The organism is Kitasatospora sp. NPDC086009 (assembly GCF_044540385.1).
GTDB lineage: Bacteria > Actinomycetota > Actinomycetes > Streptomycetales > Streptomycetaceae > Kitasatospora.
In genome coordinates this window covers 172,027-193,110 of record NZ_JBITSA010000006.1, presented here as the reverse complement: position 1 = coordinate 193,110, position 21,084 = coordinate 172,027, and the positions used below count along the sequence as shown (strand labels likewise).

The following is a 21,084-nucleotide window of genomic DNA, read 5'->3' as shown; positions in this document are numbered from 1 at the left end:
TCGGTGGGGCCGGGCTCAGCGGTGCGTGTCGGCCCGGCCGAGCACCGGCCAGGCGTACGCCAGCAGGGCGAGCGCGACCGCGCCTCCGCCGAGCAGCCAGGCCGCCGGCGCGGAGCGGCCCAGGAGGAGCGGCGCCGCGACGGCGGTCGGCCCGGCGAGCGCGCCCAGCGCGGCGGCGGCGGTCCGGCCGGACCGGGCCAGCAGCGCGGGCAGCACCAGCAGCAGCCCGAGCACGCCCTGCGCCGCCCACTGGGCGGGGTCGGCCCGCTCGGCCACCAGGTGGGGCAGTCCGCCGCCGTGGCCCGGCCCGGGCCGGGGCGCCACGGCCGTCAGCACCGCGAGGGCGGCGAAGGTCAGGACCGCGAGGACGGCCAGGTGCAGGGCGACGGCCACCGGCAGCACCGGCCGCATCCGGGCCCGGAACTCGGCGAGGGTGCCCGCCACGCACAGGTGGCCGCGGGCGATGTGCCGGAACCACCGCGCCGCCCACTCGGCCGACCCGGCCGACAGCGCCGCGGCCAGCACCAGCGCGGCCGTGACCCGGGTGTCCCCGGTGCCGGACGCCCCGAACCCGGCGCCGACCCCGGCCAGCGGGAGCAGCAGCAGGGCGGCCACCCCGCACCCGTGGCCCAGCCCGGCCGGCCGCAACCGCCGGGCCCGCGGGCCGGGGCCCCCGGCGGACGGTCCGAGCCCGGCGTCCGGCAGGTCGACGGCCGGGGCGCCGGCCGCGGCCCGGTCGGCCCGCCCGGAGGCGGATACCGCCGGCCCCAGCGCGAGCACGGCGGCGGCCGGCAGCAGCACCGGCCACCGACCGGCCGCCCCGACGGCCGCCCCGACCGGTGGCACGGCCAGCGCCACCGCCCGGAGCGCCGCACCCCACCGGCGCGGCCGGTGGCCGTCCGGCACCGCCGCCGGGTCCGGCGGCGGACGGCGCGGCACCCGGGCGTACAGCTCGTCGGCGAGCGAGAACAGATCGGCGTGCCGGCAGCGCGCGGCCGTCTCCGGCCCGCAGCCCGCCTCCTCCAGCCCGGCGGCGATCTCCAGCGGATCGACGGCCCGCTCGCAGAGCTCCCGGTGCTCCGCCATCACCTCCCTGACCGGATCGCCGAAGACTCCGGGCCCCGTGGCCGGGCCGCTGCCGGCGACCGGCGCGCCGCCGGCCATCAGAGGGCCTCCGCGAGTGCGCCGGGCCGCTCGGACGCCTCGTCCGCGTCCTCGTCCGCGCCCTCGCCCTGCCCCTCGCCGACCGGCTGCCCGGTGCCGGCGCCGTCCCGGCGGTCGGCCAGCCAGTACTCGGCGGGCCGGGCGAACGGACGGGGCCGCTCGGCGGCCGCACCACCGGACCGGGCCGCCGGGAAGGCCGGCCACTGCGAGACCAGCTCCAGGTAGATCTCCCGGAACGCGCCGATCACCGGTTCCACGGCGAAGCGTTCCTGCGCCCGCAACCGGCCCGCCAGCCCCAGCCGGGCCCGCCGCTCCGGGTCGCGCAGCAGGGCCAGACAGGCGCCCGCCAGTGCCCGCGGGTCGCGCGGCGGGACGAGCAGTCCGGTCGGGCCCACCACCTCCCGGGCCACCCCGACGTCCGTCGAGACCACCGCCCGGCCACTCAGCATCGCGTCGGCCAGCAGCCGGGGGCCGCGCTGCGAGAGTGCCGAGAAGACCACCACCGTGCCGCTCTCCCAGGCCGCCGCCACCGAGTCGGGCCGCCCGGCGAACTCCACCGCCCCGGCCACCCCCAGCCGGTCGGCCACCGCCTCGCAGTGCGCCCGGTAGCCCGGGAGGGCCTCCTCGCCGTGGACCACCAGCCGGGCCGCGGGCAGCTCGGCGCGGACCCGCGCGAAGGCGTGCAGCATCAGCTCGGTGTCCCGGCCCGGCTCCAGCGCGCCCGCCCAGGCCAGCGTCGGCGCGGCCGGCTCCGGGCCGGCCGCGGCCCGGGCCACCGCCGGAGTGCCCTCGTGGACCACCCTGGTCCGCGCCGGGTCGGCGCCGCAGCGGCGCTGCCACCGCTGGTCGTGGGCGCTGCCGGGGGTCAGTATCGCGGCCTGCCGGTACGTCTCCTCGGTGAGCGAGCGGAAGAAGGAGAGCAGCAGGGCCCGGACCGGCCAGCGGTAGGGCGCCTCGCGGTAGCCGAGGTACTGCTCGCGCAGGTGCAGCCCGTGCTCGGTGACCACGAACGGCACCCCGTGCAGCCGCTTGGCCACCAGCGCCGGCAGCGCCGCCGGACCGCCGCCGACCACGTGGCAGAGGTCGGCCGAGCCGAGGCCGCCCGGCCCGGCGCCGTACCAGGGGGCCGAGAGCGGGCGCAGGCACTGCTCCAGCAGGTCCGCCGCGACCAGCACGTCACGGACCAGCGGCTGCCCGGCCGTGGTGTCGGCGCCGGGCGAGCGCCAGACCCGCTCCAGGGTGCGCCGGGCGGCGGCGGAGGCCAGGAACGCGGACAGGCCGCCGTCCTCCCGGGCGAGCGCCGCCAGCCGGTACAGCCCCGCCCCGAACGAGGCCCGCTCGCCCGGCATCACCAGGGCCCGGACCAGTTCCTCGTACGCCCGGGCGTACTGGCGTCCGCGCAGCGCGCCGGGCAGCCGGCCGGCCGGGCGGCGCCCCCACACCGCCAGCTCGTGCACCCCCAGCCAGCGCCCCCGCGGGCTCTCGGCGATGCCCGAACCGGCCGCGCCGGCCAGGACGAACAGCTCGAAGTCGTGCTCGGCGAGACCCTCCACCAGCCGGGCGCACCAGCCGCCGACGCCGTGTCCGGGGTGCGGACGGGCACCCTCGGTGAGCAGTGCAACGCGCACGGGAGACCTCCAGAACAGAACGGGACGACGGATGGCTGGAGCGGCTCGATCGGCACCCGGGCGCCCCGTGCGGGCACGGGTGCGGCCCGGGCGGAGGAGTCCGGTCGGCCGGAAGCACCGCGGCCCCGGGCCGGCGGTCGCACCACCGGCTCCCTGCGTGCGGCCGCCCTCCGGCTCCTCCGGCGGCCGCCACTCCCCCACACCTGTTCGGTCCGACAGCAGAAAGGTAGGACCGGGCCCCGGCCCTCCATCGGTCACATGCCTGGTTGCCACCTGAACGAGTGAACCGGCGTGACCTCGCCCCGGAGCGGGGCGTTACCGCCCGTCCGTCCCCACGCCCCCGCCGGGGCCGCTCCGCACCGCCGCTCAGCCCCGTGCCAGCAGCTCCCGCACCGCCCGGGCCACCCGCTCCGGGTGCTCCATCATCGCCACGTGCCCGGAGTCCGGCAGCACCAGCAGCCGGGCGTCCCCGAACGCCGCGCAGGCCCGCCGCGCCGAGCTGTACGAGACCAGCTTGTCGCGCAGCCCGTACACCAGCAGCGTGGGCGCCGTGACCCGCTCCGCCTGCCGCCAGAGCGCCTGCTCGCCCCGCTCGGTGTACGCCGAGACGATCCCGCGGGCCGAGCCGGTCAGCGCCCGCATCGCGTGCGGCACCGCGGTCCGCCGCCGGTACTCGGCCACCGCCTCGGCCCGGGCCGCCGGCGAGAGGCTCCGCGGATCCCCGTAGACCAGCCGCAGCAGGCCCTCGGTGGCGTCCTCCGGGCTGCGGCCGTTCGACGGCAGCCGGCCCAGCAGGGCGGGCAGGCCGGGCACCGCGAGCAGCCCGGTCGGCCAGGCGGTGCGCTGCGGCGGCAGCTCGGGCAGCGCGGGCGAGATCAGCGTCAGGCTGCGCACCAGCTCGGGCCGGAGCGCGGCGAGCCGGACGGCGACGGCGCCGCCGAGCGAGTTCCCGAAGAGGTGCACCGGGCCGCGGCCGGTCTTCTCCAGGTAGCCGGTCACCGCGCGCACGTGCCCGGACACGGAGAGGTCGCCGTCGGCGGGCGGCGCCGAGTACCCGAAGCCGGGCAGGTCCACCGCCTCCCCGTCGACGAGGCCGGCCAGCCGGTCCATCAGCGCCGTCCAGTTGGCCGCCGAGCCGCCGAGTCCGTGCACGAAGAGTGCCTGCTCCCGGCCGTCGGCGGCCCCGCCGCCGGGCCGGTGCACCGCCAGTTCCGCACCGGCGGCGCCGACCGTCCGGACCCCCGCGGGATCCCCCGCCTCCGTACGTACCCGCTGCTCGGCGCCGCTCATGGTGGACGATGGTAGTGAGCCGCGGGTGCACCGGGGCCGTCCCAGCTCTTGTCGCACCACTGCCGTCGCCGGTGGTCAGCGCCGTATTGTGGGCTCCTGACAAGGGGGCTCGGTGCTTTTCTCACGCTCGCCAAGCGCGAACGCGGTTACCGAAAAGTAGAATCGGTCATCTTGCCAGCCCCGAAAACCCGTGAAGTGAGGAGCGCCGTGACGGCCATCCAGGAGGCGCAGGAGCGCCCGCGCGGTGCCCGCCTGCCGCGAAGCGCCCGCCGTGAACAACTGCTCGGTGCCGCCCAGGAGGTGTTTGTCGCGCAGGGCTACCACGCGGCCGCCATGGACGACATCGCCGACCGCGCCGGGGTCAGCAAGCCGGTGCTGTACCAGCACTTCCCCGGGAAGCTGGAGCTCTACCTGGCGCTGCTGGACAAGCACTGCGACGCCCTGGTCGACTCGACCCGCGAGGCGCTCGCGGCGACCACCGACAACAAGCACCGGGTGGCCGCGACGATGGAGGCGTACTTCAACTACGTCTCCAGCGAGTCCGGTGCCTTCCGGCTGGTCTTCGAGTCGGACCTGACCAACGAGCCGGCCGTCCGCGAGCGGGTGGAGCGGGCCTCGGACGCCAGCGCGACCCTGGTCAGCAAGGTCATCCAGGAGGACACCGACCTCCCCGAGGCCGAGTCCAAGCTGCTCGCCGCCGGCGTCTGCGGCCTGGCCCAGATCACCGCCCGCTACTGGCTCTCCCAGGGCCTGGAGATCCCCCGCGACGAAGCCGTCCGGCTGGTCGCCAGCCTGGCCTGGCGCGGTCTGAAGGGCTTCCCGATGCACCCCGCCGCCGAGGCCGCCGAGGCGCAGGCCGCCGACCAGTGATCCGCCGACCTTCGCCAGGGCACTGATCCGGTGCTCTATGGTGAAGCCGTACGGCGCGATCACCACGAACGCTTGTCCCAGGCGGTCCGGTGACCGCGCGTGGCTGGCTGCAACCCGGAGGGACGGAAGTCGTGGAGGTCAAGATCGGCGTGCAGAACGCGCCGCGCGAGATCGTGATCGAGAGCTCGCAGACCGCCGATGAGGTCGAGAGCGCGATCGCCAAGGCGCTGGAGGGCCCCTCGAAGCTCTTCGCGCTGACCGACGAGCACGGCCGCCGCGTCATCGTCCCGGCCGAGCGCCTGGCGTACGTGGAGATCGGCGAGCAGGCCGCCCGCAAGGTCGGGTTCGGCACGCTCTGAGCTGCTTCGTGGTGCCCCGTTCCCCGCCCGGGGAACGGGGCACCACTGCGTGTACGGCCGGGTGGACCGGGGTACGGCGACAAGTGCGGCCGTCCGGAGCCGCCCACCGCACCGGGGAGGCACCCTTGCTGGTCGAGTCGATCGCCTTCGCCCTCGTCGGCCTGATCGTCGGGGCCACCGCGCTGCTGGCCCTGCCGGCGTACTTCCCGGCCGGCCGGGGGCTGACGCTCGGGACGGCGCTGGTGTCGGCCCTGCTCAGCGGGGTGATCACGCACTTCACGCTGGACGGCCGGGTCCCGGCGGCCAGCATCGGCATCGCGGCGGTCGCCTCGGCACTGCTCACCTCGGTGCTGGCCCGGCCCGACCTCGCGGCCGGGCGCCAGCCCGCCCACCGGCACCGCCCGCACCGGGCGGGCGCGCACCGCCGGCAGCGGCACGCCTGAGCCCCGCCGGCCCGGCCGGGCAGCTCAGGAGGCGAGCCCCAGCGCGGCCATCCGCTTGGTGTGCGCCTCGGTGATCCGGTTGAACATCTTGCCGACCTCGACCAGGTCGAAGCCCTGCACCTGGACGCCGCCGACCAGCAGGTTGGAGAGCGCGTCGCGCTCGGCGACCACCCGCTGGGCCTGGCTCAGCGCCTCGCCCATCAGCCGCCGGCCCCAGAGCGCCAGCCGGCCGCCCGAGCGCGGGTCGGCCTCGATGGCCTGCCGCACCTTGTCGACCGCGAACTGGGCGTGCCCGGTGTCCGACATCACGCCGAGGACCAGGTCCCGGGTGTCGTCGTCGAGCCGCACGGCCACCTCGCGGTAGAAGTCCGTCGCGATCGCGTCGCCGACGTAGGCCTTGACCAGGCCCTCCAGCCAGTCCGAGGGCGCCGTCATCCGGTGGAACAGCTCCAGCGGCTCGACGAACGGCCGCATCGCCTCCTGCGGGTCCGCGCCGACCTCCGCGAGCCGGTCGTGCAGCCGCTGGTAGTGCTGGAACTCGGCGGAGGCCATCCGGGCCAGCTCGGCCTTGTCGGCGAGGCCCGGCGCGAGCTTGGCGTCCTCGGCGAGCCGCTCGAAGGCGCTCAGCTCGCCGTACGCGAGGGCGCCGAGCAGGTCCAGCACGGCCGCCCGGTAGCCCGGATCGGCCGAGCAGCTCGCCCAGTCCCCGATCGAGCCGGCCGTGTCGTCCTGCGTCTCACCATGGGTCTCCATGACCTGCCACCTTAGTCCGGCGCGGCCCCCCGCACACGCGCGGCGGCCCCCGGCACCCGCTCCACGACCGGTGCGCGGGGAGCCCGGCGCGGAGCCGGCGCGACGGTCCGGTGCGGGCGATGTCAGACGCGTCACGTGTTCGAGTCGTCGCGTGACTGTATGGTGGTAGCGAGGTCCGTAGTGCTCGCACGGTGTCACCGCCGTCTCGGTGCGCCGGGCAAGCCCGCTTCGTAGCGGCACCGTCCGGCAGGACGTGCCCGCACCGGAAGCCGGGCACTCACGTACGCGGATGCCCGGTCGGAGAGCCGATCGGCTCCGACCATGGCTTGGACTTCAAGCCTTGGCACCGCATCAGTGGCCGAGCGAGGGCCGCCGAGACCGCGCCGCACGGCGCAAGGTCCCGCGCAGGTCCCTCAAGGGAATCCTCCCCGACGCCGCCGTGACCGCGCCCCTCACCGGGCCCCGCGGACCGGCCGGCCGCAGGGACCGGCGCGGTTGTGCGTCCACGCAGCTGTACCAGGGCCGTCCAGGCCCGTACGCAGCAGCGCGGCTGCCCGCCCGCCGCTCGTTCTCGGCCCCTCCACACGGAAGAGGCAGCACCCTGTCCACCAACGCTGAACCCATCAAGACCACTTTCCGGGACCTGGGGATCCTCCCGGAGACCGCCGAGGCCCTGGAGGCCGTCGGCATCATCCACCCCTTCCCCATCCAGGAGATGACCCTCCCGGTCGCGCTGACCGGCCACGACGTCATCGGCCAGGCCAAGACCGGCACCGGCAAGACCCTCGGTTTCGGCCTCCCGCTGATCGAGCGGGTCGTCGTCCGGGCCGACGTCGACGCCGGCCGGGGCACCGAGGAGCAGCTCCACGAGGCCCCGCAGGCGCTGATCGTCGTCCCGACCCGCGAGCTCTGCACCCAGGTCACCAACGACCTGCAGACCGCCGGCAAGGTCCGCAACGTGCGCGTGCTCGCCGTCTACGGCGGCCGGGCCTACGAGCCGCAGGTCGAGGCGCTCAAGAAGGGCGTCGACATCGTGGTCGGCACCCCGGGCCGCCTGCTGGACCTGGCCGGGCAGAAGAAGCTGGACCTCTCGCGGGTCCGCTCGCTCGTCCTGGACGAGGCCGACGAGATGCTCGACCTGGGCTTCCTGCCCGACGTCGAGAAGATCCTGACCATGCTGCCGGCCAAGCGGCAGACGCTGCTGTTCTCGGCCACCATGCCGGGCCAGGTCATCAGCCTCGCCCGCCGGTACATGAACCAGCCGACCCACATCCGCGCCGCCGCGCCGGACGACACGGGCACCACCGTGGCCAACACCGAGCAGCACATCTTCCGTGCGCACTCGCTGGACAAGGTCGAGCTCGTCTCGCGCATCCTGCAGGCCGACGGCCGCGGGCTGGCGATGATCTTCTGCCGCACCAAGCGCACCGCGGCCGACGTCGCGGACCAGCTGACCCAGCGCGGCTTCGCGGCCGGCGCCGTCCACGGCGACCTCGGCCAGGGCGCCCGCGAGCAGGCCCTGCGGGCCTTCCGCAACGGCAAGGTCGACGTCCTGGTCTGCACCGACGTCGCGGCCCGCGGCATCGACGTCGAGGGCGTGACGCACGTCGTCAACTACCAGTGCCCCGAGGACGAGAAGACCTACCTGCACCGGATCGGCCGGACCGGCCGCGCCGGCGCCTCCGGCACCGCCGTCACCCTGGTCGACTGGGACGACATCCCGCGCTGGCAGCTGATCAACAAGGCGCTGGACCTGTCGTTCAACGCGCCGGAGGAGACCTACTCCACCTCGCCGCACCTGTTCGAGCTGCTGAAGATCGCCAAGGGCACCACCGGTGTGCTGCCGCGTTCCGAGCGGACCCGGGCCGGGCTGGGCGCTGAGGAGGTCGAGGACCTCGGCGAGACCGGCGGTCGCGGGGCCCGCTCGGCGCCCGGTCGCGCCCCCAAGGGCGGCCGGACCGGTGGCGGCCGGGGCGCCGCCCCCGTCGCCGAGGCGGCCGAGGAGAAGCCCGCCCGCCGGGCCCGCGAGCGCCGTCGCACCCGCGGCGGTTCCACGGTCGAGGGTGACGCCGTGCTCGACGCGACCGCCGAGGCCGTCGCCGCGGTCGACGCCCCGGCGGCTCCGGCCGTCGAGGGCGCCGAGGGCGAGGGCGCGGCCCCGCGCCGCCGCCGTCGCCGTCCCCGCGCCGCCGCCGGCGAGACCGCTGTCGACGCGGTGACCGAGGCGCCCGCCGCGGTCACCGAGGCCGCCGCTCCGGCCGCCGCCGTGCAGACCGCGGAGAAGTCCGAGGGGAAGCCGGCCGTGAAGCGGACCCGTTCGCGGGCCAAGGCGACGACGGCCGAGCCGGTCGCCGAGGCCGCCGCGGCCCCCGAGGCCGGCGCGGACGCCCCGGCCGAGGCCGCGGCCCCGCGTCGTCGGGCCCGTACCCGCCGCCCGGCGGCTGCCGCCCCCGAGGCGGCCCCGGAGAGCTGATCCGGTCACGCACCACGCGCAGGGGGCGACCCCGTCCGGCCACCGGGCGGCGTCGCCCCCTGCGGCGTTTCCACCCGGCTACGCTCGGCGTCACCGGCGCCAGTCGCCCGCCGCACCGCACCCGCGCACGCAGGAGATCGCCCATGAGCACGCCGCCGTTCCTCACCCTCCCCCGCTGCGCGCGCGCCCTGCGGGTGCCGACGGCGCGCGGGGAGTTCGCCGCGCTGCGGGCGGAGCCGGCCGGCGCGGTCCGCGGGACGGCCCTGCTCGTGCCCGGGTTCACCGGCAGCAAGGAGGACTTCATCGCGCTCCTGGAGCCGCTCGCCGCGGCCGGCTACCGGGTGACCGCGGTCGACCAGCGCGGCCAGTACGAGAGCGGCGGCCCCGACGATCCGGCCGCCTACGCGGTCGACGCCCTGGGGGCGGACGTCCGGGCGCTCTCCGAGGTGCTCGCCGAGGGCGACGCGCCGCTTCACCTGCTCGGCCACTCCTTCGGCGGCCAGGTGGCTCGGGAGGCCGTCCTGGCGGCGGCCGCCGACGGTCCGCTGCCGTGGAGCTCGCTGACCCTGATGTCCACCGGGCCCGCCTCGATCGAGCCCGCCGAGGCGGAGCGGACCAAGCTGCTGATCGGCGTGCTGCCGTCGATGAGCCTGGAGGAGATCTGGCAGGTGCTCCAGCAGATGGAGCAGCAGGCGGAGCAGACCGGCGGCGACCGGGCCCGCCGCCCCGCCCCCGAGGTCGCGGAGTTCCTGCACCGCCGATGGGTGGCCAACGTGCCGCAGGCGCTCGCCACCACCGGCGCCCATCTGATCGCCGCGCCCGACCGGGTGGACGAGCTGGCCGCGACCGCGGCCGCGCTGCCCGCCCTGGTGCTCTCCGGGGTCCGGGACTACGCCTGGCCGGTGCCGGAGCAGACCCGGATGGCCGAGCGGCTGGGCGCCCGCCGCGTGGTGATCGAGGACGCCGGCCACTCCCCCAACGCCGAACGGCCGGAGGCCACGGCCGAGGCCCTGCTGGCCTTCTGGGGCTGAGCCCGGACCACCCCGGGGCGGGGCGCCGGCGCCCCGCCCCGGGAAGTCCCACGACAAAAGTCGTTAGTTGCGGTAATATTTGATTCTGTCCGGGAATCATCGTCGGGGTCGACGCTGGCGACAATCCGCCGAAACCTGGGCTTTACGGACGGGCAACGGCCCGGTAGCAGCACCACGAGACAGTGGTTCACGAGGTACCAGACGCACTTGGCAAGCAGGGGGAGCCCCTTTGCCTCAGCAGACCGTCGACCGTTCGATCCGACAGACCGCGAAAGGGCTGATACCCACTCAGCCACGACCGCCCCGCCCGACGGGGCAAGAGAAGGAGAGGCCCATGCGCTTCGAGATCGTCCGGCTGGACGACGCCCACGGCACCGCCACCGACCGCGTGATCGCCGACGCCGAGACCGTCCGCGAACTCGTCCAGGCCGCCGCCCGCACCGGCGAGCGCCTGCTCATCCGTCCGTGCCCGACCGTCTGACCCAGCGCGGCGCCTCCGACCGGGAGCCCTCACCCGCCGCCGAAGAGCCGGGAGCGTCCGATCCCGACGTTCCGATACCCGACTGACGCCCCGTCACCGCGATCGCCGTTGACGGGGCGTCAGTGCGTCCGGCCCGGCCCACCCGGAGCGGCACACCGACGTTTGCCACCGGCCGCCGCTGGACATTCCCTAGCGGGAACCGCCCGCAGCGCGCCCGCCCGGCGCCGAACGGGTGTCCGCACCGACAGGTACCGCCGCGCCCTCCGTACGGGTGATCGTCCTTGACGCGGCGGTCCGGAGGGAGGAGCGTTGTCGGCTATGAGGGGCGAGCCTAGCTGCCCGAGGTGCGCCGGTCGGGTCCGCGCCCCCGGTCTGTTCTCAGACACCTGGCAGTGCGACCGGCACGGAGCGGTGCACCCGATGCAGCCCGTGCTGCCCCCGAGCGTGGAGGCGCTAGGCGTCGCCGTCGCCCGTTCCCAGGTCCCCGTCTGGCTGCCCTGGCCGCTCCCGGTCGGCTGGCTCTACACCGGCATCGCGCACGTCGGCGACGACGTCTCGGGCGCCCGGGCCACCGCGGTCGCCTGCTCCGGACCAGCGCCGCTGGGCGGCTTCGGAGAGCTGGTGCTGGTCGCCGAGGAGCTGGGCGTGGGGCTCGGCGCCCGGTACGCGGGCCTGTCCGGGCCGGACCCGGGCGAGTCCGTCTCGCTCTACAAGCCCGCCGACGCCAAGCTGATGGCGGCCGGGCGGCCCACCCCGATGTTCCACGTCCCGGACGCGCCCGCCGATCGCGCGGTGTTCGTCGGCGAGGCCCGCGGCCTCTGGCTCTGGGCGGTCGCCTGGCCCGAGCAGTCCGCCCTGGTGATGTACGACGAGCTCGTCCTCACGGATCTGCGCGAGGCCGGCGCCGAGCTGGGCCTGCTGCCCTGCGGCGCGCTCTCCCCCCAGCTGCTGGGCTGACGGCCCGCCGGGCGCCCGCACTATCCTGGGCGGCACCCGCCGCCCACCCCAGGAGCCGACCCCGTGCGCATCGACCTGCACGCCCACAGCAACGCGTCCGACGGCACCGACAGCCCGGCCGAGCTGGTCGCGGCGGCCGCCGCCGCGGGCCTGGACGTGGTGGCGCTCACCGACCACGACACGGTGGCCGGCCACGCCGAGGCCGCCGAGGCGGTCCGCGCGCTGCCCTCCGGCACCCGGCTGAGCCTCGTCCCGGGCGCCGAGCTGTCCTGCGCGGTGGACGGCATCAGCCTGCACCTGCTGGCCTACCTCTTCGACCCGGCCGAGCCGGCCTTCGCCGGCGAGCGCGAGCTGGTGCGCACCGACCGGTTCCGCCGCGGGCGGGCCGTCGTCGAGCGCTGCCGCGCGCTGGGCGCCGACATCAGCTGGGAGCAGGTCCAGCGGATCGCCGGCACCGGCTCGGTCGGCCGGCCGCACATCGCCAGCGCGCTGGTCGAGGCGGGGGTGGTGGCCACCGTCTCCGACGCCTTCACCCCGCAATGGCTGGCCAACGGCGGCCGGGCGGACGTCCGCAAGCACGAGACCGACCCGGCCGAGGCCGTCCGGCTGGTCCGCGCGGCGGGCGGGGTGCCGGTCTTCGCCCACCCGGGCGCGGTCAAGCGCGGGCGGACCGTCTCCGACCAGGTGATCGCGGACCTCGCGGCGGCCGGGCTCGCCGCGCTGGAGGTCGACCACATCGACCACGACGAACCCACCAGGGCCCGGCTGCGCGGACTGGCCGCCGACCTCGGCCTGCTGACCACCGGTTCCAGCGACTACCACGGCACCCGCAAGAGCGTCCGGCTCGGCGAGCACACCACCGACCCCGGCGTCTACGAGGCGCTGCTGGCCCAGGCCACCGGCGCGAAGCCGATCGAGGGCTGAGCCCACCCGGGCCGGACGCGCGGGCGTGCGGGAGCACACCGCCGGGCCCGGCGGTGGCGCGCGCCCCCGCCGCGGCGGGCGCCGGGCCCTGCGGACCCCGGTGACCGGGCGTCAGTCCAGTGGCACCCCGCGGCGGTCGGCGTCGCGCAGATCGGTGCCGTGCTTCAGCCAGCGCTCCTCCAGCGCGGCCGCGCCGTGCACCCGCTTCCAGCCGGCCTCGTTGGGCGTCATCGGCAGCAGCGGGAGGAAGCGCACCGGGTCGGCCGGCTCGTCGAGCTCCAGGTCGGGCACCAGACCGCCCGGTTCGGCGGCCAGCACCGAGGTGAACGGCGCGCCGTCCCAGAGCGGGGAGCCGAGGTCCAGCGAGCCGCCGGGGGCCAGCACCAGGCCCTCCACCTGCGGCGTCGCGGCGAAGGTGGCCAGGGTGCGGAGCACGGTGTCCCGGGCCCCACGGATCGTCAGCAGCAGTTCGGCGCGGGGGCCGCGGACCTGGTCGGCGACCGGCGCGGTCGGGTCCGCCATCGGCGCGGCGGCCATCCCGAGCGTGGCGTAGCGGACCAGCCCCTCGGTGTCCGGACCGAAGCGCAGCACCTCGATCCGGTCCGCGCCGAGGAAGGTGACCGCGGCGCGGCCGCTCGGCTCGCCGAAGGTGGTCAGCAGCCGGGCCTCGACGGCGGCCAGCACGGCCTCCCGGGAGAGGCCGGCCGGGTCGTGGGAGCCGCCGGAGGGGTCACCGAAGAGCGGGAAGTCGTGCGCCATGCCGGTGAGCGTAACCGGTGCGGCCGCGGAGCCGGCAGGACCACCGGGAGAACGTCGCAGCGACGATGCCCGGTCAGATGTTAGTGTGAGCGACTGGCCACCGGGGATCCTCTCTCCGGGGCAGCGGCGTGAAGGAGGTGGTTGCGGTGGATACCAGCCGACCATGCAGTACCGGCAGCTCTACCCGGCCCGGACGCCTTCCCCGTACCCCTCGCCTCGCAGGCTGAAACAGCGGCACCAGTAGCCGATCGGCAGCCGCGTTCTTCGAGACGGACCCAGGCGAAGTCGGCCCCGGCCGGGAGAGCACCCTCACCGGCGTCCGGTCGTTCCAGCGCGAGCCCCAGCAAGGCCGAGGACCGACCGCAGGCGTCATTCCACCGGTGTTCCATGCCGTCGCACCACGGCCATCCGCCACCGTGCCGCCGTGCGGCGGCTCCTGCCCAGGGAGCCTGCCATGTCGATGATCAACAGCCTGCGCGCAGCCGTCCGCACCAACCGCCGCCGTTCCGCGAGCGGCCTGTTCGACTCGATCCACCCGGGCCAGTCCGCCTCCGCGGTGGTGGACTGCGCGGTGTACCAGTCCGGCAAGCGGCACGGCGAGAGCTGCAGCCCGCGCGAGGCGGCCCGCCGGGTGAAGGCCTCGCAGCAACTGCCGGACGGCGCGGCATCGTTCAGCTGGATCGGACTGCACGAGCCGACCGAGGCCGAGTTCGAGGGCATCGCGCAGCGCTTCGGCCTGCACCCGCTGGCGGTCGAGGACGCCGTCCACGCGCACCAGCGGCCCAAGGTCGAGCGGTACGACGACGTGCTGTTCGCCGTCTTCAAGACGATCCGCTACGTCGAGCACGACCAGCTCACCCCGACCAGCGAGGTGGTCGAGACAGGCGAGCTGATGGTCTTCGCCGGGCGGGACTTCGTCATCACCGTCCGGCACGGCGGGCACAGTTCGCTGCAGGAGCTGCGGCACCGGCTGGAGGCCGACGCGGACGGTTCCGGGCTGCTGGCCAAGGGCCCCTCCGCGGTGCTGCACGCCATCGCCGACCACGTGGTGGACAACTACCTGCTGGTCGCCGACCGGCTCCAGACGGACGTCGACGAGATCGAGTTCGACGTCTTCTCCAACAAGGGCGGCCGGGGCACCGACGTCGGCCGGGTCTACCAGCTCAAGCGCGAGGTCCTGGAGTTCAAGCGCGCGGTGACACCGCTGCTGCGGCCCATGCAGCAGCTCTCCGAGCCGCTCCAGCGGCTGGTCGACCCGGACATCCAGAAGTACTTCCGGGATGTCGCCGACCACCTCGCCCGGGTCACCGAGCAGGTGCACGGCTTCGACGAACTGCTGAACTCGCTGCTCCAGGCCAACCTGGCCCAGGTGTCCGTCGCGCAGAACGAGGACATGCGCAAGATCACCGCCTGGGCGGCGATCTTCGCCGTGCCCACCATGATCACCGGCGTCTACGGCATGAACTTCGACTACATGCCGGAGCTGCACCACGAGTACGGCTACCCGATGGTGCTCGGCAGCGTCGTCCTGATCTGCATCGGGATGTACCGCGGCTTCCGCCGCAACGGCTGGCTGTAGCCGGCCGTCACCGCCGGCCGCCCCGGGCGACCAGGACCAGGCCCAGCAGGATCAGCACCACCGCCGGGTAGGCGGCCACCGGGGGCCACTGCCCGAGCCAGAGCGCCGCGATCAGCGCGGCGCCCGGGGTCTCCAGCAGGATGGCGGTGGAGGTGACGGACGGGCCGAGGGTGCGCACCACCCGGTTGCTGAGCGAGTGGCCGAGCAGCTGGGCGGTGACCATCAGCAGCACGATCTGCCACCAGACGCCGGCCGGCCAGCCGGCCATCGGCGTCCCGGCCACCAGGCAGACCACCAGCAGGACGGCCGCCGTGGTGGCGTAGCAGACCAGGGTGTAGGCGGTGGTGCTGACCGTCCGGCGGACCTCGGCCCCCAGCAGCATGTAGCCGGCCGCGGCGAGGCCCGCGCCCAGCGCCAGCGCGTCGCCCAGCAGGGCCCGCGGCGAGAGCGTGAGGTCGACCCCGGTGAGCACCAGCACACCGGCGAACGCCACCGTCATGCCGATCCACACCGCGCGGGGCGCCCGCACCCCGCCGAGGCGCATCAGCAGGATGGTCCAGAGCGGCGTGGTGGTCACCAGCGCGGTCGCCGAGGCCACCGAGGTCATCCGCAGGCTCGGCATCCAGAGCGCGAAGTGCACGGCGAGCAGCGCGCCGGCCGCCGCCGCCAGCAGCAGTGCCCGGCGGCCGATCCCGCGCAGCTCGGCCCGGTGCCGCAGCAGCGCGTACGGACCCAGCACGCCGACCGACATGACGTTGCGCCAGAACGCGATCGCCAGGGCGGGCGCGGCGGTGGCGCTGATCAGCGGAGCGGAGAGCGAGATGCCGGAGACCGAGACGGCGAGCAGCAGCAGGTCCAGCCTGGGGAGCGGGTGCGGCGGCGGCGCGGCGGGGCCGGACACGGTGGCGGGGGCTGCGGTCTCGGGCCGGGTCGGCACGGTGCTCCTCGGGCTCGGGGTGGGAGGCGGGCGGCTCCTAAGGTAAGGCCCGTGTGGCCGTCTTGGAACTGTCGCCCGACCGGTGAGACACCCCGTGGACAGCCCAGGCCGTACGCTGTCCGCCATGGACCGTACGCCCGCCGCAGCCGCCACCGCCGACGACTTCCTCGACCAGGCCCTCCTGGAGGAGGCCGCGAAGAAGTCCGGCCTGCTCTGGGTGCGCGCGGACGGCCAGGAGCACAGCCGCCCGCTCTGGCACGCCTGGCACGACGGCGCGGTGGTCGTGGTCGGCGACGGCGCCGAGCAGCCGCTGCACGGCCTGACCGCCGGGGCCGGCGCCGTGGTGACCGTCCGCAGCAAGGACAAGGGCGGCCGGCTCACCGGCTGGACGGCCCGCGTGGTCGAGCCGGAGCCGCACGGCGAGGCCTGGCTGGGCGCCGTCGAGGAGCTCAAGGGCAAGCGGCTGAACGCGCCCGACACCGACACCATCGCCGACCGCTGGGCCCGCGAGTGCCGGGTGCTCCGGCTGGAGCCGGCCGGCACCGGGCGGGACCTGCTCGCCGAACACCCGGGCGCCATGCCCGACGAGTCCCACGCCACCGCGCCGCTGCCCACCTCGGCCACCACCCGCGAGCCCGTACCGGCCGGCCTCCCGAAGCTGCTGTTCAAGCGCCGCAAGCGCTGAGCCCGCGCCGCGCCGCCGCTCAGCCCTCCCCGGACGGCCGGATCGGGCTGAGCCCGCGCCGCGCCGCCGCTCAGCCCTCCCCGGACGGCCGGATCGGCGCCGTGGCTCGTCGGGCCGGGTGCGGGACGCGCGGGTAGCCTGGGGCTGGTCCGACAAGCCGCGGGCCGCGCCCGCGCGCTCCTGGGGGCGCCGAGCGAGCGAGGGAGTCCATGGCAGGGGCAGGCAGCCGGGTCTTCATCTCGCACCTCTCCGGCGTCGCCGTCTTCGACCCGAACGGCGACCAGGTCGGCCGGGTGCGCGACGTGGTGGTCACGCTCCGCCTCGGCGGCCGGCCGCCCCGGGTGCTCGGTCTGGTGGTCGAGGTGATCGGCCGGCGCCGGATCTTCCTGCCGATGACCAGGGTGACCAGCCTGGAGTCCGGCCAGGTGCTCACCACCGGCGTGATCAACATGCGCCGCTTCGAACAGCGCCCGTCCGAGACCCTCGTGCTCGGCGAGCTGCTGGACCGCACCGTCAGCTGGACCAAGACCGGTCAGGACGTCACCGTCCTGGACGTCGCGATGGTGCAGACCCGGCTGCGCGAGTGGGAGATCAGCAAGGTCTTCGTCCAGGTCGGCCGGGTCGGCCGGCTGCGCAAGGCCAAGGGCGAGTCGCTCACCCTGGACTGGCAGGACGTCACCGGCTTCAGCCTCACCGAGGAGGGCCAGGGCGCCGCCAACCTGCTCGCCACCTTCGACCAGCTGCGCCCCGCCGACCTCGCCAACGTCATGCACCACCTCTCCGCCAAGCGCCGCGCCGAGGTGGCCGCCGCGCTCGACGACGAGCGGCTCGCGGATGTCCTGGAGGAGCTGCCCGAGGACGACCAGGTCGAGATCATCGGCAAGCTGAAGGACGAGCGCGCCGCCGACGTGCTGGAGGCGATGGACCCGGACGACGCCGCCGACCTCCTCTCCGAGCTGCCCGGCGACGAGGCCGAGCGCCTGCTCCAGCTGATGGAACCGGACGAGGCCGAGCCGGTCCGCCGGCTGCTGCGGTACGAGGAGAACACCGCCGGCGGTCTGATGACCACCGAGCCCATCGTGCTGGAGCCGGACGCCACGGTGGCCGAGGCGCTGGCCCGCGTCCGGGTCGCGGACAACAAGCCGGCGCTGGCCGCGCAGATCTTCGTCTGCCGGCCGCCGAACGAGACGCCGACCGGCAAGTACCTGGGCACCGTGCACTTCCAGCGGCTGCTGCGCGAGCCCCCGTACACCCTGGTCGGCTCGCTGGTGGACGACGACCTCGACCCGCTGCCGCCGGACACCCCGCTGTCCCTGATCACCAGCTACCTGGCGACGTACAACATGGTCGCCGCGCCGGTGGTCGACGAGGCGGACCACCTGGTCGGCGCGGTGACCGTCGACGACGTGCTCGACCACCTGCTGCCGGAGGACTGGCGCGAGGCCGCCCTGCACGGACCGGACGACGAGCGAGAGGTGCTGACCGGTGGACGCTGACCGCAAGGGCCGACGGGAGGACACCCCCCGCCAGCGCCTCCAGGGCGAGCTGCGCCAACTGCGCCAGCTGCGCGAACTGCGCGCCCGGGAGGGCGCCCGCGAGCGCCGCGCCGAGCCCTCCACCGGCGTCGCCTCCCGCTCCCGGCTGGACCAGCCGCGGACCACCAGGCCCGGCCTGATCACCCTGCCGACGTACGACCCGGAGGCCTTCGGCAAGCTCTCCGAGCGGATCGCGCGCTTCCTGGGCACCGGGCGGTTCATCGTCTGGATGACCGTCGTCGTGGTCGTCTGGGTGGGCTGGAACACGGTGCTGCCGGACGCCGTCCACTTCGACGACTACCCGTTCATCTTCCTCACCCTGATGCTCTCGCTGCAGGCCTCGTACGCGGCGCCGCTGATCCTGCTGGCGCAGAACCGCCAGGACGACCGGGACCGCGTCAACATGGAGCAGGACCGCGCCCGCAGCGATCGGAACATCGCCGACACCGAGTACCTGACCCGGGAGGTGGCGGCCCTGCGCCAGGGCCTCGGCGAGGTCGCCACCCGGGCTTTCATCGCCTCGGAGCTGGGCGCGGTCCGCTCCGAACTGCAGTCCCTGCTCAAGGAGATCGACGAACGCCGGGAGGGTTCCGGGATGCTGTGACCGGCAGCACGCTACCGACCGGTTAAGCGGTACGCCCGGCGCCGTACCATCAAGGCATGGCCAACGAGACAGAGGTCGCGGCCGGCGTCACGGAGGAGTCCGTACGCCAGGCGCTGGCGACCGTGAACGACCCGGAGATCAACCGTCCGATCACCGAGATCGGCATGGTGAAATCGGTCGGGATCGCCGAGAGCGGCGAGGTCCGCGTCGCGGTCTACCTCACCGTCTCCGGCTGCCCGATGCGTGACACCATCGTCACCCGGGTGCGTGACGCGGTCGGCGCCGTCCCCGGCGTCACCGGCGTCGAGGTCGAGCTCGACGTGATGAGCGACGAGCAGCGCAAGGAGCTCTCCCAGCTGCTGCGCGGCGGCGCCCCGGAGCGCGAGATCCCGTTCGCCAAGCCGGGCACGCTGACCCGGGTCTACGCGGTCGCCTCCGGCAAGGGCGGCGTCGGCAAGTCCTCCGTGACGGTGAACCTCGCGGCCGCGATGGCCGCGGACGGCCTGAAGGTCGCCGTGGTGGACGCCGACATCTACGGCCACAGCGTGCCGCGCATGCTGGGCGTCGAGGGCCGGCCCACCCAGGTCCAGGACATGATCATGCCGCCGCAGGCGAACGGCGTGAAGGTCATCTCGATCGGCATGTTCACCCCCGGCAACGCCCCGGTGGTCTGGCGCGGCCCGATGCTGCACCGCGCGCTCCAGCAGTTCCTGGCCGACGTCTACTGGGGCGACCTCGACGTCCTGCTGCTGGACCTGCCGCCCGGCACCGGCGACATCGCGATCTCGGTCGCGCAGCTGGTCCCGAACGCGGAGATCCTGATCGTCACCACCCCGCAGATGGCCGCCGCCGAGGTGGCCGAGCGGGCCGGCACCATCGCGGTGCAGACCCACCAGAAGATCGTCGGCGTGATCGAGAACATGTCCGGCATGCCCTGCCCGCACTGCGACGAGATGATCGACGTGTTCGGCACCGGCGGCGGCCAGATCGTCGCGGACGCGCTCACCCGGACCGTCGGCGCCAACGTGCCGGTGCTCGGCTCGATCCCGATCGACGTCCGGCTGCGCGAGGGCGGCGACGACGGCCGCCCGGTCGTGCTCGCCGCGCCCGACTCCCCCGCCGGCGCCGCCCTGCGCGCCGTCGCGGGCAAGCTCGGCGGCCGCCAGCGCGGCCTCTCCGGCCTCTCCCTCGGCCTCACCCCGAAGAACAAGTTCTGATCCTCGCGAAGGGCCGGGCGGTTCGCCCGGCCCTTCGTGCTGTCCCGGGGCGGGCGGGCTACGGGCGGGTGTAGGCGGTCAGGTCGGGGACGGTGGAGAAGCCGGTGCCGTAGGCGCTGACGCCGCGGCCGTAGGCGCCGAGGAGGACGCCGGGGGCCTCGCCCGCGAGGACCCAGCCGTACTCGGACTCGCGGTAGCGGAAGGGCTGCGGCAGGCCGTTCACCGGGAGGCTGAGGGTGGACCACCCGGGGCCGGCCAGGTCGTCGGCGAGGTCCCAGGCGAGGGTGCTCTGCTGGTCCAGCCAGTCCTGGCGCAGCGTGCGGTCCAGCTGGCCCGGCCAGGTGGAGGCGAGCAGGCCGGAGCCGGCCAGCCAGGCGGCGGAGGAGGCCGAGGTCGCCTCCAGCGTGCCGGTGTTGTCGGCGCTGCGGCGGCTGCCCCGGCGGGCCACCGTGACGACCACGGCGAACTTGCGCATGTCCCGCGGCTCGTACTGCCGGGCCGGCTCCTCACCGTGGCCGAGGGTGCCGTAGTCGACGCTGCCGGGCGCGCCACCGCGCGGGCCGCCGGCGCCGGCCTGGATCAGGTAGCGGCGGCCGGTCCAGCCGTCGTCCAGGCCGTACCAGGGGAAGTCCGCCGACAGGTAGGGGACCAGTGGGTCGGCCGGGCCGGCCTGTCCGCCGACCGTCGGGCCGTCGGCCGTCGCCGTCCCCACCGCATGACTCGTCGCGTCCATCCCGGGCCTCCTCAACGCAGATCTCCTGCCGTGGTGCGCTCCCATGGTGGCGTACCGCGGCGTTCCCGCCGGGTGCCTTCGGGCCGGAACCGACCGGAAGTGACCGATGGCACAGCGGGAACATTCAGCACAATAGCGGCGCACACGCCGCCGCCCCGCTCAGCCGTGCGGCCGGGCGGGGCGGTGGCGTCGTCGGAGCGACGCGGGATCAGGTGGCGTCGGGGTCGAACGGAGGGCGCTCGCCGGGCTGGAGCGCGGCGCCGGCGGAGGCCGGGGGCACCGCGGCGGACTTGTCCATGCTGACCGTGCCGGCGCGCCCGTGGCCGTTCACGGCGGCGGCGGGCTTGTCGTCCAGCACCGAGCGGATGTCCAGGCTGTTCCGCATCTCCTTGAGGCCCAGCGGGTCGTCCTGGCCGCCCATGAGCTGCTTGCGGACGAAGGTCTTGGGGTGGAGGTCCTCGAACTCGAAGTCCTTGAACTCCGGGCCCAACTCGCTGCGGATGTCCTCCTTGGCCGAGTCGGCGAAGGAGCGGACCTTCTTGATGAAGCCCATGGTGTCCTGGATCAGCTTCGGCAGCTTGTCCGGACCGAAGATCACGATGGCCATGATGACCAGAGTCAGGATCTCCAGTCCGCCTACGTCGCTGAACACCTAAGCTCCC

The 21,084-nt window shown here is 75.1% G+C and carries 21 protein-coding genes; 13 read left to right on the top strand and 8 right to left on the bottom strand.

Features of this window, described 5'->3' with window-relative positions; translation table 11 throughout:
* Nucleotides 1–15: 15 nt before the first annotated feature.
* The 3 genes from ACIF6L_RS17435 to ACIF6L_RS17425 all read right to left on the bottom strand — a co-directional run bounded on the left by ACIF6L_RS17435 (nucleotide 16) and on the right by ACIF6L_RS17425 (nucleotide 4,082).
* Entirely contained in the window at nucleotides 16–1,164 is a 1,149-nt protein-coding gene (locus ACIF6L_RS17435) for a hypothetical protein (protein ID WP_396488359.1), read from the bottom strand.
* Complete coding sequence (locus ACIF6L_RS17430) at nucleotides 1,164–2,792, bottom strand: DUF3492 domain-containing protein (RefSeq protein ID WP_396488357.1); 1,629 nt, start codon at nucleotides 2,790–2,792, stop codon at nucleotides 1,164–1,166. Before ACIF6L_RS17430 ends, ACIF6L_RS17435 begins: the two co-directional genes overlap by 1 nt.
* 366 nt (nucleotides 2,793–3,158) lie before the next feature.
* Nucleotides 3,159–4,082, bottom strand: coding sequence for an alpha/beta fold hydrolase (locus ACIF6L_RS17425; protein ID WP_396488356.1), 924 nt, complete (start codon nucleotides 4,080–4,082; stop codon nucleotides 3,159–3,161).
* A gap of 207 nt (nucleotides 4,083–4,289) precedes the next feature.
* On the opposite strand from ACIF6L_RS17425, the gene ACIF6L_RS17420 reads away from it, so the two are divergent.
* The 3 genes from ACIF6L_RS17420 (at nucleotide 4,290) to ACIF6L_RS17410 (ending at nucleotide 5,754) form a co-directional block, all read left to right on the top strand.
* On the top strand, nucleotides 4,290–4,952 hold the full coding sequence (locus ACIF6L_RS17420) for a TetR/AcrR family transcriptional regulator (protein ID WP_329489487.1): 663 nt from the start codon (nucleotides 4,290–4,292) through the stop codon (nucleotides 4,950–4,952).
* Nucleotides 4,953–5,083: 131 nt separating this feature from the next.
* On the top strand, nucleotides 5,084–5,311 hold the full coding sequence (locus ACIF6L_RS17415) for a DUF3107 domain-containing protein (protein ID WP_329489486.1): 228 nt from the start codon (nucleotides 5,084–5,086) through the stop codon (nucleotides 5,309–5,311).
* Nucleotides 5,312–5,436: 125 nt separating this feature from the next.
* The gene (locus ACIF6L_RS17410; RefSeq protein ID WP_329489485.1) at nucleotides 5,437–5,754 is read left to right on the top strand and encodes a hypothetical protein; all 318 of its coding nucleotides are present in this window, start codon (nucleotides 5,437–5,439) and stop codon (nucleotides 5,752–5,754) included.
* Between the two features lie 24 nt (nucleotides 5,755–5,778).
* On the opposite strand, the gene ACIF6L_RS17405 is transcribed toward ACIF6L_RS17410, so the two are convergent.
* Nucleotides 5,779–6,507 (bottom strand): ferritin-like fold-containing protein, encoded by a 729-nt coding sequence (locus ACIF6L_RS17405; protein WP_329489484.1) that lies wholly within the window; start codon nucleotides 6,505–6,507, stop codon nucleotides 5,779–5,781.
* Between the two features lie 439 nt (nucleotides 6,508–6,946).
* Between ACIF6L_RS17405 and ACIF6L_RS17400 the strand changes: the two genes are divergently transcribed.
* The 5 genes from ACIF6L_RS17400 (at nucleotide 6,947) to ACIF6L_RS17380 (ending at nucleotide 12,373) form a co-directional block, all read left to right on the top strand.
* Entirely contained in the window at nucleotides 6,947–8,980 is a 2,034-nt protein-coding gene (locus tag ACIF6L_RS17400) for a DEAD/DEAH box helicase (protein WP_396488354.1), read from the top strand.
* Nucleotides 8,981–9,123: 143 nt separating this feature from the next.
* On the top strand, nucleotides 9,124–10,011 hold the full coding sequence (locus ACIF6L_RS17395; protein ID WP_359803274.1) for an alpha/beta hydrolase: 888 nt from the start codon (nucleotides 9,124–9,126) through the stop codon (nucleotides 10,009–10,011).
* Nucleotides 10,012–10,345: 334 nt separating this feature from the next.
* Entirely contained in the window at nucleotides 10,346–10,492 is a 147-nt protein-coding gene (locus tag ACIF6L_RS17390; RefSeq protein ID WP_329489482.1) for a hypothetical protein, read from the top strand.
* A gap of 318 nt (nucleotides 10,493–10,810) precedes the next feature.
* Nucleotides 10,811–11,449, top strand: a complete 639-nt coding sequence (locus ACIF6L_RS17385) for a DUF6758 family protein (RefSeq protein ID WP_329489481.1) — start codon at nucleotides 10,811–10,813, stop codon at nucleotides 11,447–11,449.
* A gap of 63 nt (nucleotides 11,450–11,512) precedes the next feature.
* Nucleotides 11,513–12,373: a PHP domain-containing protein gene (locus ACIF6L_RS17380; protein ID WP_396488352.1), complete on the top strand. Its 861-nt coding sequence runs from the start codon at nucleotides 11,513–11,515 to the stop codon at nucleotides 12,371–12,373.
* 111 nt (nucleotides 12,374–12,484) lie between these two features.
* Here ACIF6L_RS17380 and ACIF6L_RS17375 read toward each other — a convergent pair whose 3' ends face one another.
* A complete protein-coding gene (locus ACIF6L_RS17375) occupies nucleotides 12,485–13,132 on the bottom strand; it encodes a suppressor of fused domain protein (RefSeq protein WP_359803279.1) in 648 nt (215 codons plus the stop codon).
* 454 nt (nucleotides 13,133–13,586) lie between these two features.
* Here ACIF6L_RS17375 and corA point away from each other — a divergent pair, with 454 nt between their 5' ends.
* Complete coding sequence (gene corA / locus ACIF6L_RS17370; protein WP_329489478.1) at nucleotides 13,587–14,711, top strand: magnesium/cobalt transporter CorA; 1,125 nt, start codon at nucleotides 13,587–13,589, stop codon at nucleotides 14,709–14,711.
* 7 nt (nucleotides 14,712–14,718) lie between these two features.
* Here corA and ACIF6L_RS17365 read toward each other — a convergent pair whose 3' ends face one another.
* On the bottom strand, nucleotides 14,719–15,648 hold the full coding sequence (locus tag ACIF6L_RS17365) for a DMT family transporter (protein ID WP_396488350.1): 930 nt from the start codon (nucleotides 15,646–15,648) through the stop codon (nucleotides 14,719–14,721).
* Nucleotides 15,649–15,772: 124 nt separating this feature from the next.
* Here ACIF6L_RS17365 and ACIF6L_RS17360 point away from each other — a divergent pair, with 124 nt between their 5' ends.
* From ACIF6L_RS17360 to ACIF6L_RS17345, 4 genes are all read left to right on the top strand, one after another.
* The gene (locus tag ACIF6L_RS17360) at nucleotides 15,773–16,333 is read left to right on the top strand and encodes a hypothetical protein (RefSeq protein ID WP_329489477.1); all 561 of its coding nucleotides are present in this window, start codon (nucleotides 15,773–15,775) and stop codon (nucleotides 16,331–16,333) included.
* A 209-nt stretch (nucleotides 16,334–16,542) separates the two neighbouring features.
* Nucleotides 16,543–17,829, top strand: coding sequence for a magnesium transporter MgtE N-terminal domain-containing protein (locus tag ACIF6L_RS17355; RefSeq protein WP_352295863.1), 1,287 nt, complete (start codon nucleotides 16,543–16,545; stop codon nucleotides 17,827–17,829).
* A gap of 49 nt (nucleotides 17,830–17,878) precedes the next feature.
* Nucleotides 17,879–18,472 carry a DUF1003 domain-containing protein gene (locus ACIF6L_RS17350; protein ID WP_396488555.1) on the top strand — a complete coding sequence of 198 codons (594 nt, stop codon included), beginning with the start codon at nucleotides 17,879–17,881 and terminating at the stop codon, nucleotides 18,470–18,472.
* A 56-nt stretch (nucleotides 18,473–18,528) separates the two neighbouring features.
* On the top strand, nucleotides 18,529–19,689 hold the full coding sequence (locus tag ACIF6L_RS17345; protein WP_396488348.1) for an Mrp/NBP35 family ATP-binding protein: 1,161 nt from the start codon (nucleotides 18,529–18,531) through the stop codon (nucleotides 19,687–19,689).
* A 58-nt stretch (nucleotides 19,690–19,747) separates the two neighbouring features.
* Here the strand turns inward: ACIF6L_RS17345 and ACIF6L_RS17340 are convergent, their stop codons facing one another.
* Both ACIF6L_RS17340 and ACIF6L_RS17335 read right to left on the bottom strand, forming a co-directional pair.
* Nucleotides 19,748–20,422, bottom strand: coding sequence for a hypothetical protein (locus ACIF6L_RS17340; RefSeq protein ID WP_329489474.1), 675 nt, complete (start codon nucleotides 20,420–20,422; stop codon nucleotides 19,748–19,750).
* 208 nt (nucleotides 20,423–20,630) lie between these two features.
* Nucleotides 20,631–21,074 carry a sec-independent translocase gene (locus tag ACIF6L_RS17335; protein WP_396488346.1) on the bottom strand — a complete coding sequence of 148 codons (444 nt, stop codon included), beginning with the start codon at nucleotides 21,072–21,074 and terminating at the stop codon, nucleotides 20,631–20,633.
* Between the last annotated feature and the right edge of the window lie 10 nt (nucleotides 21,075–21,084).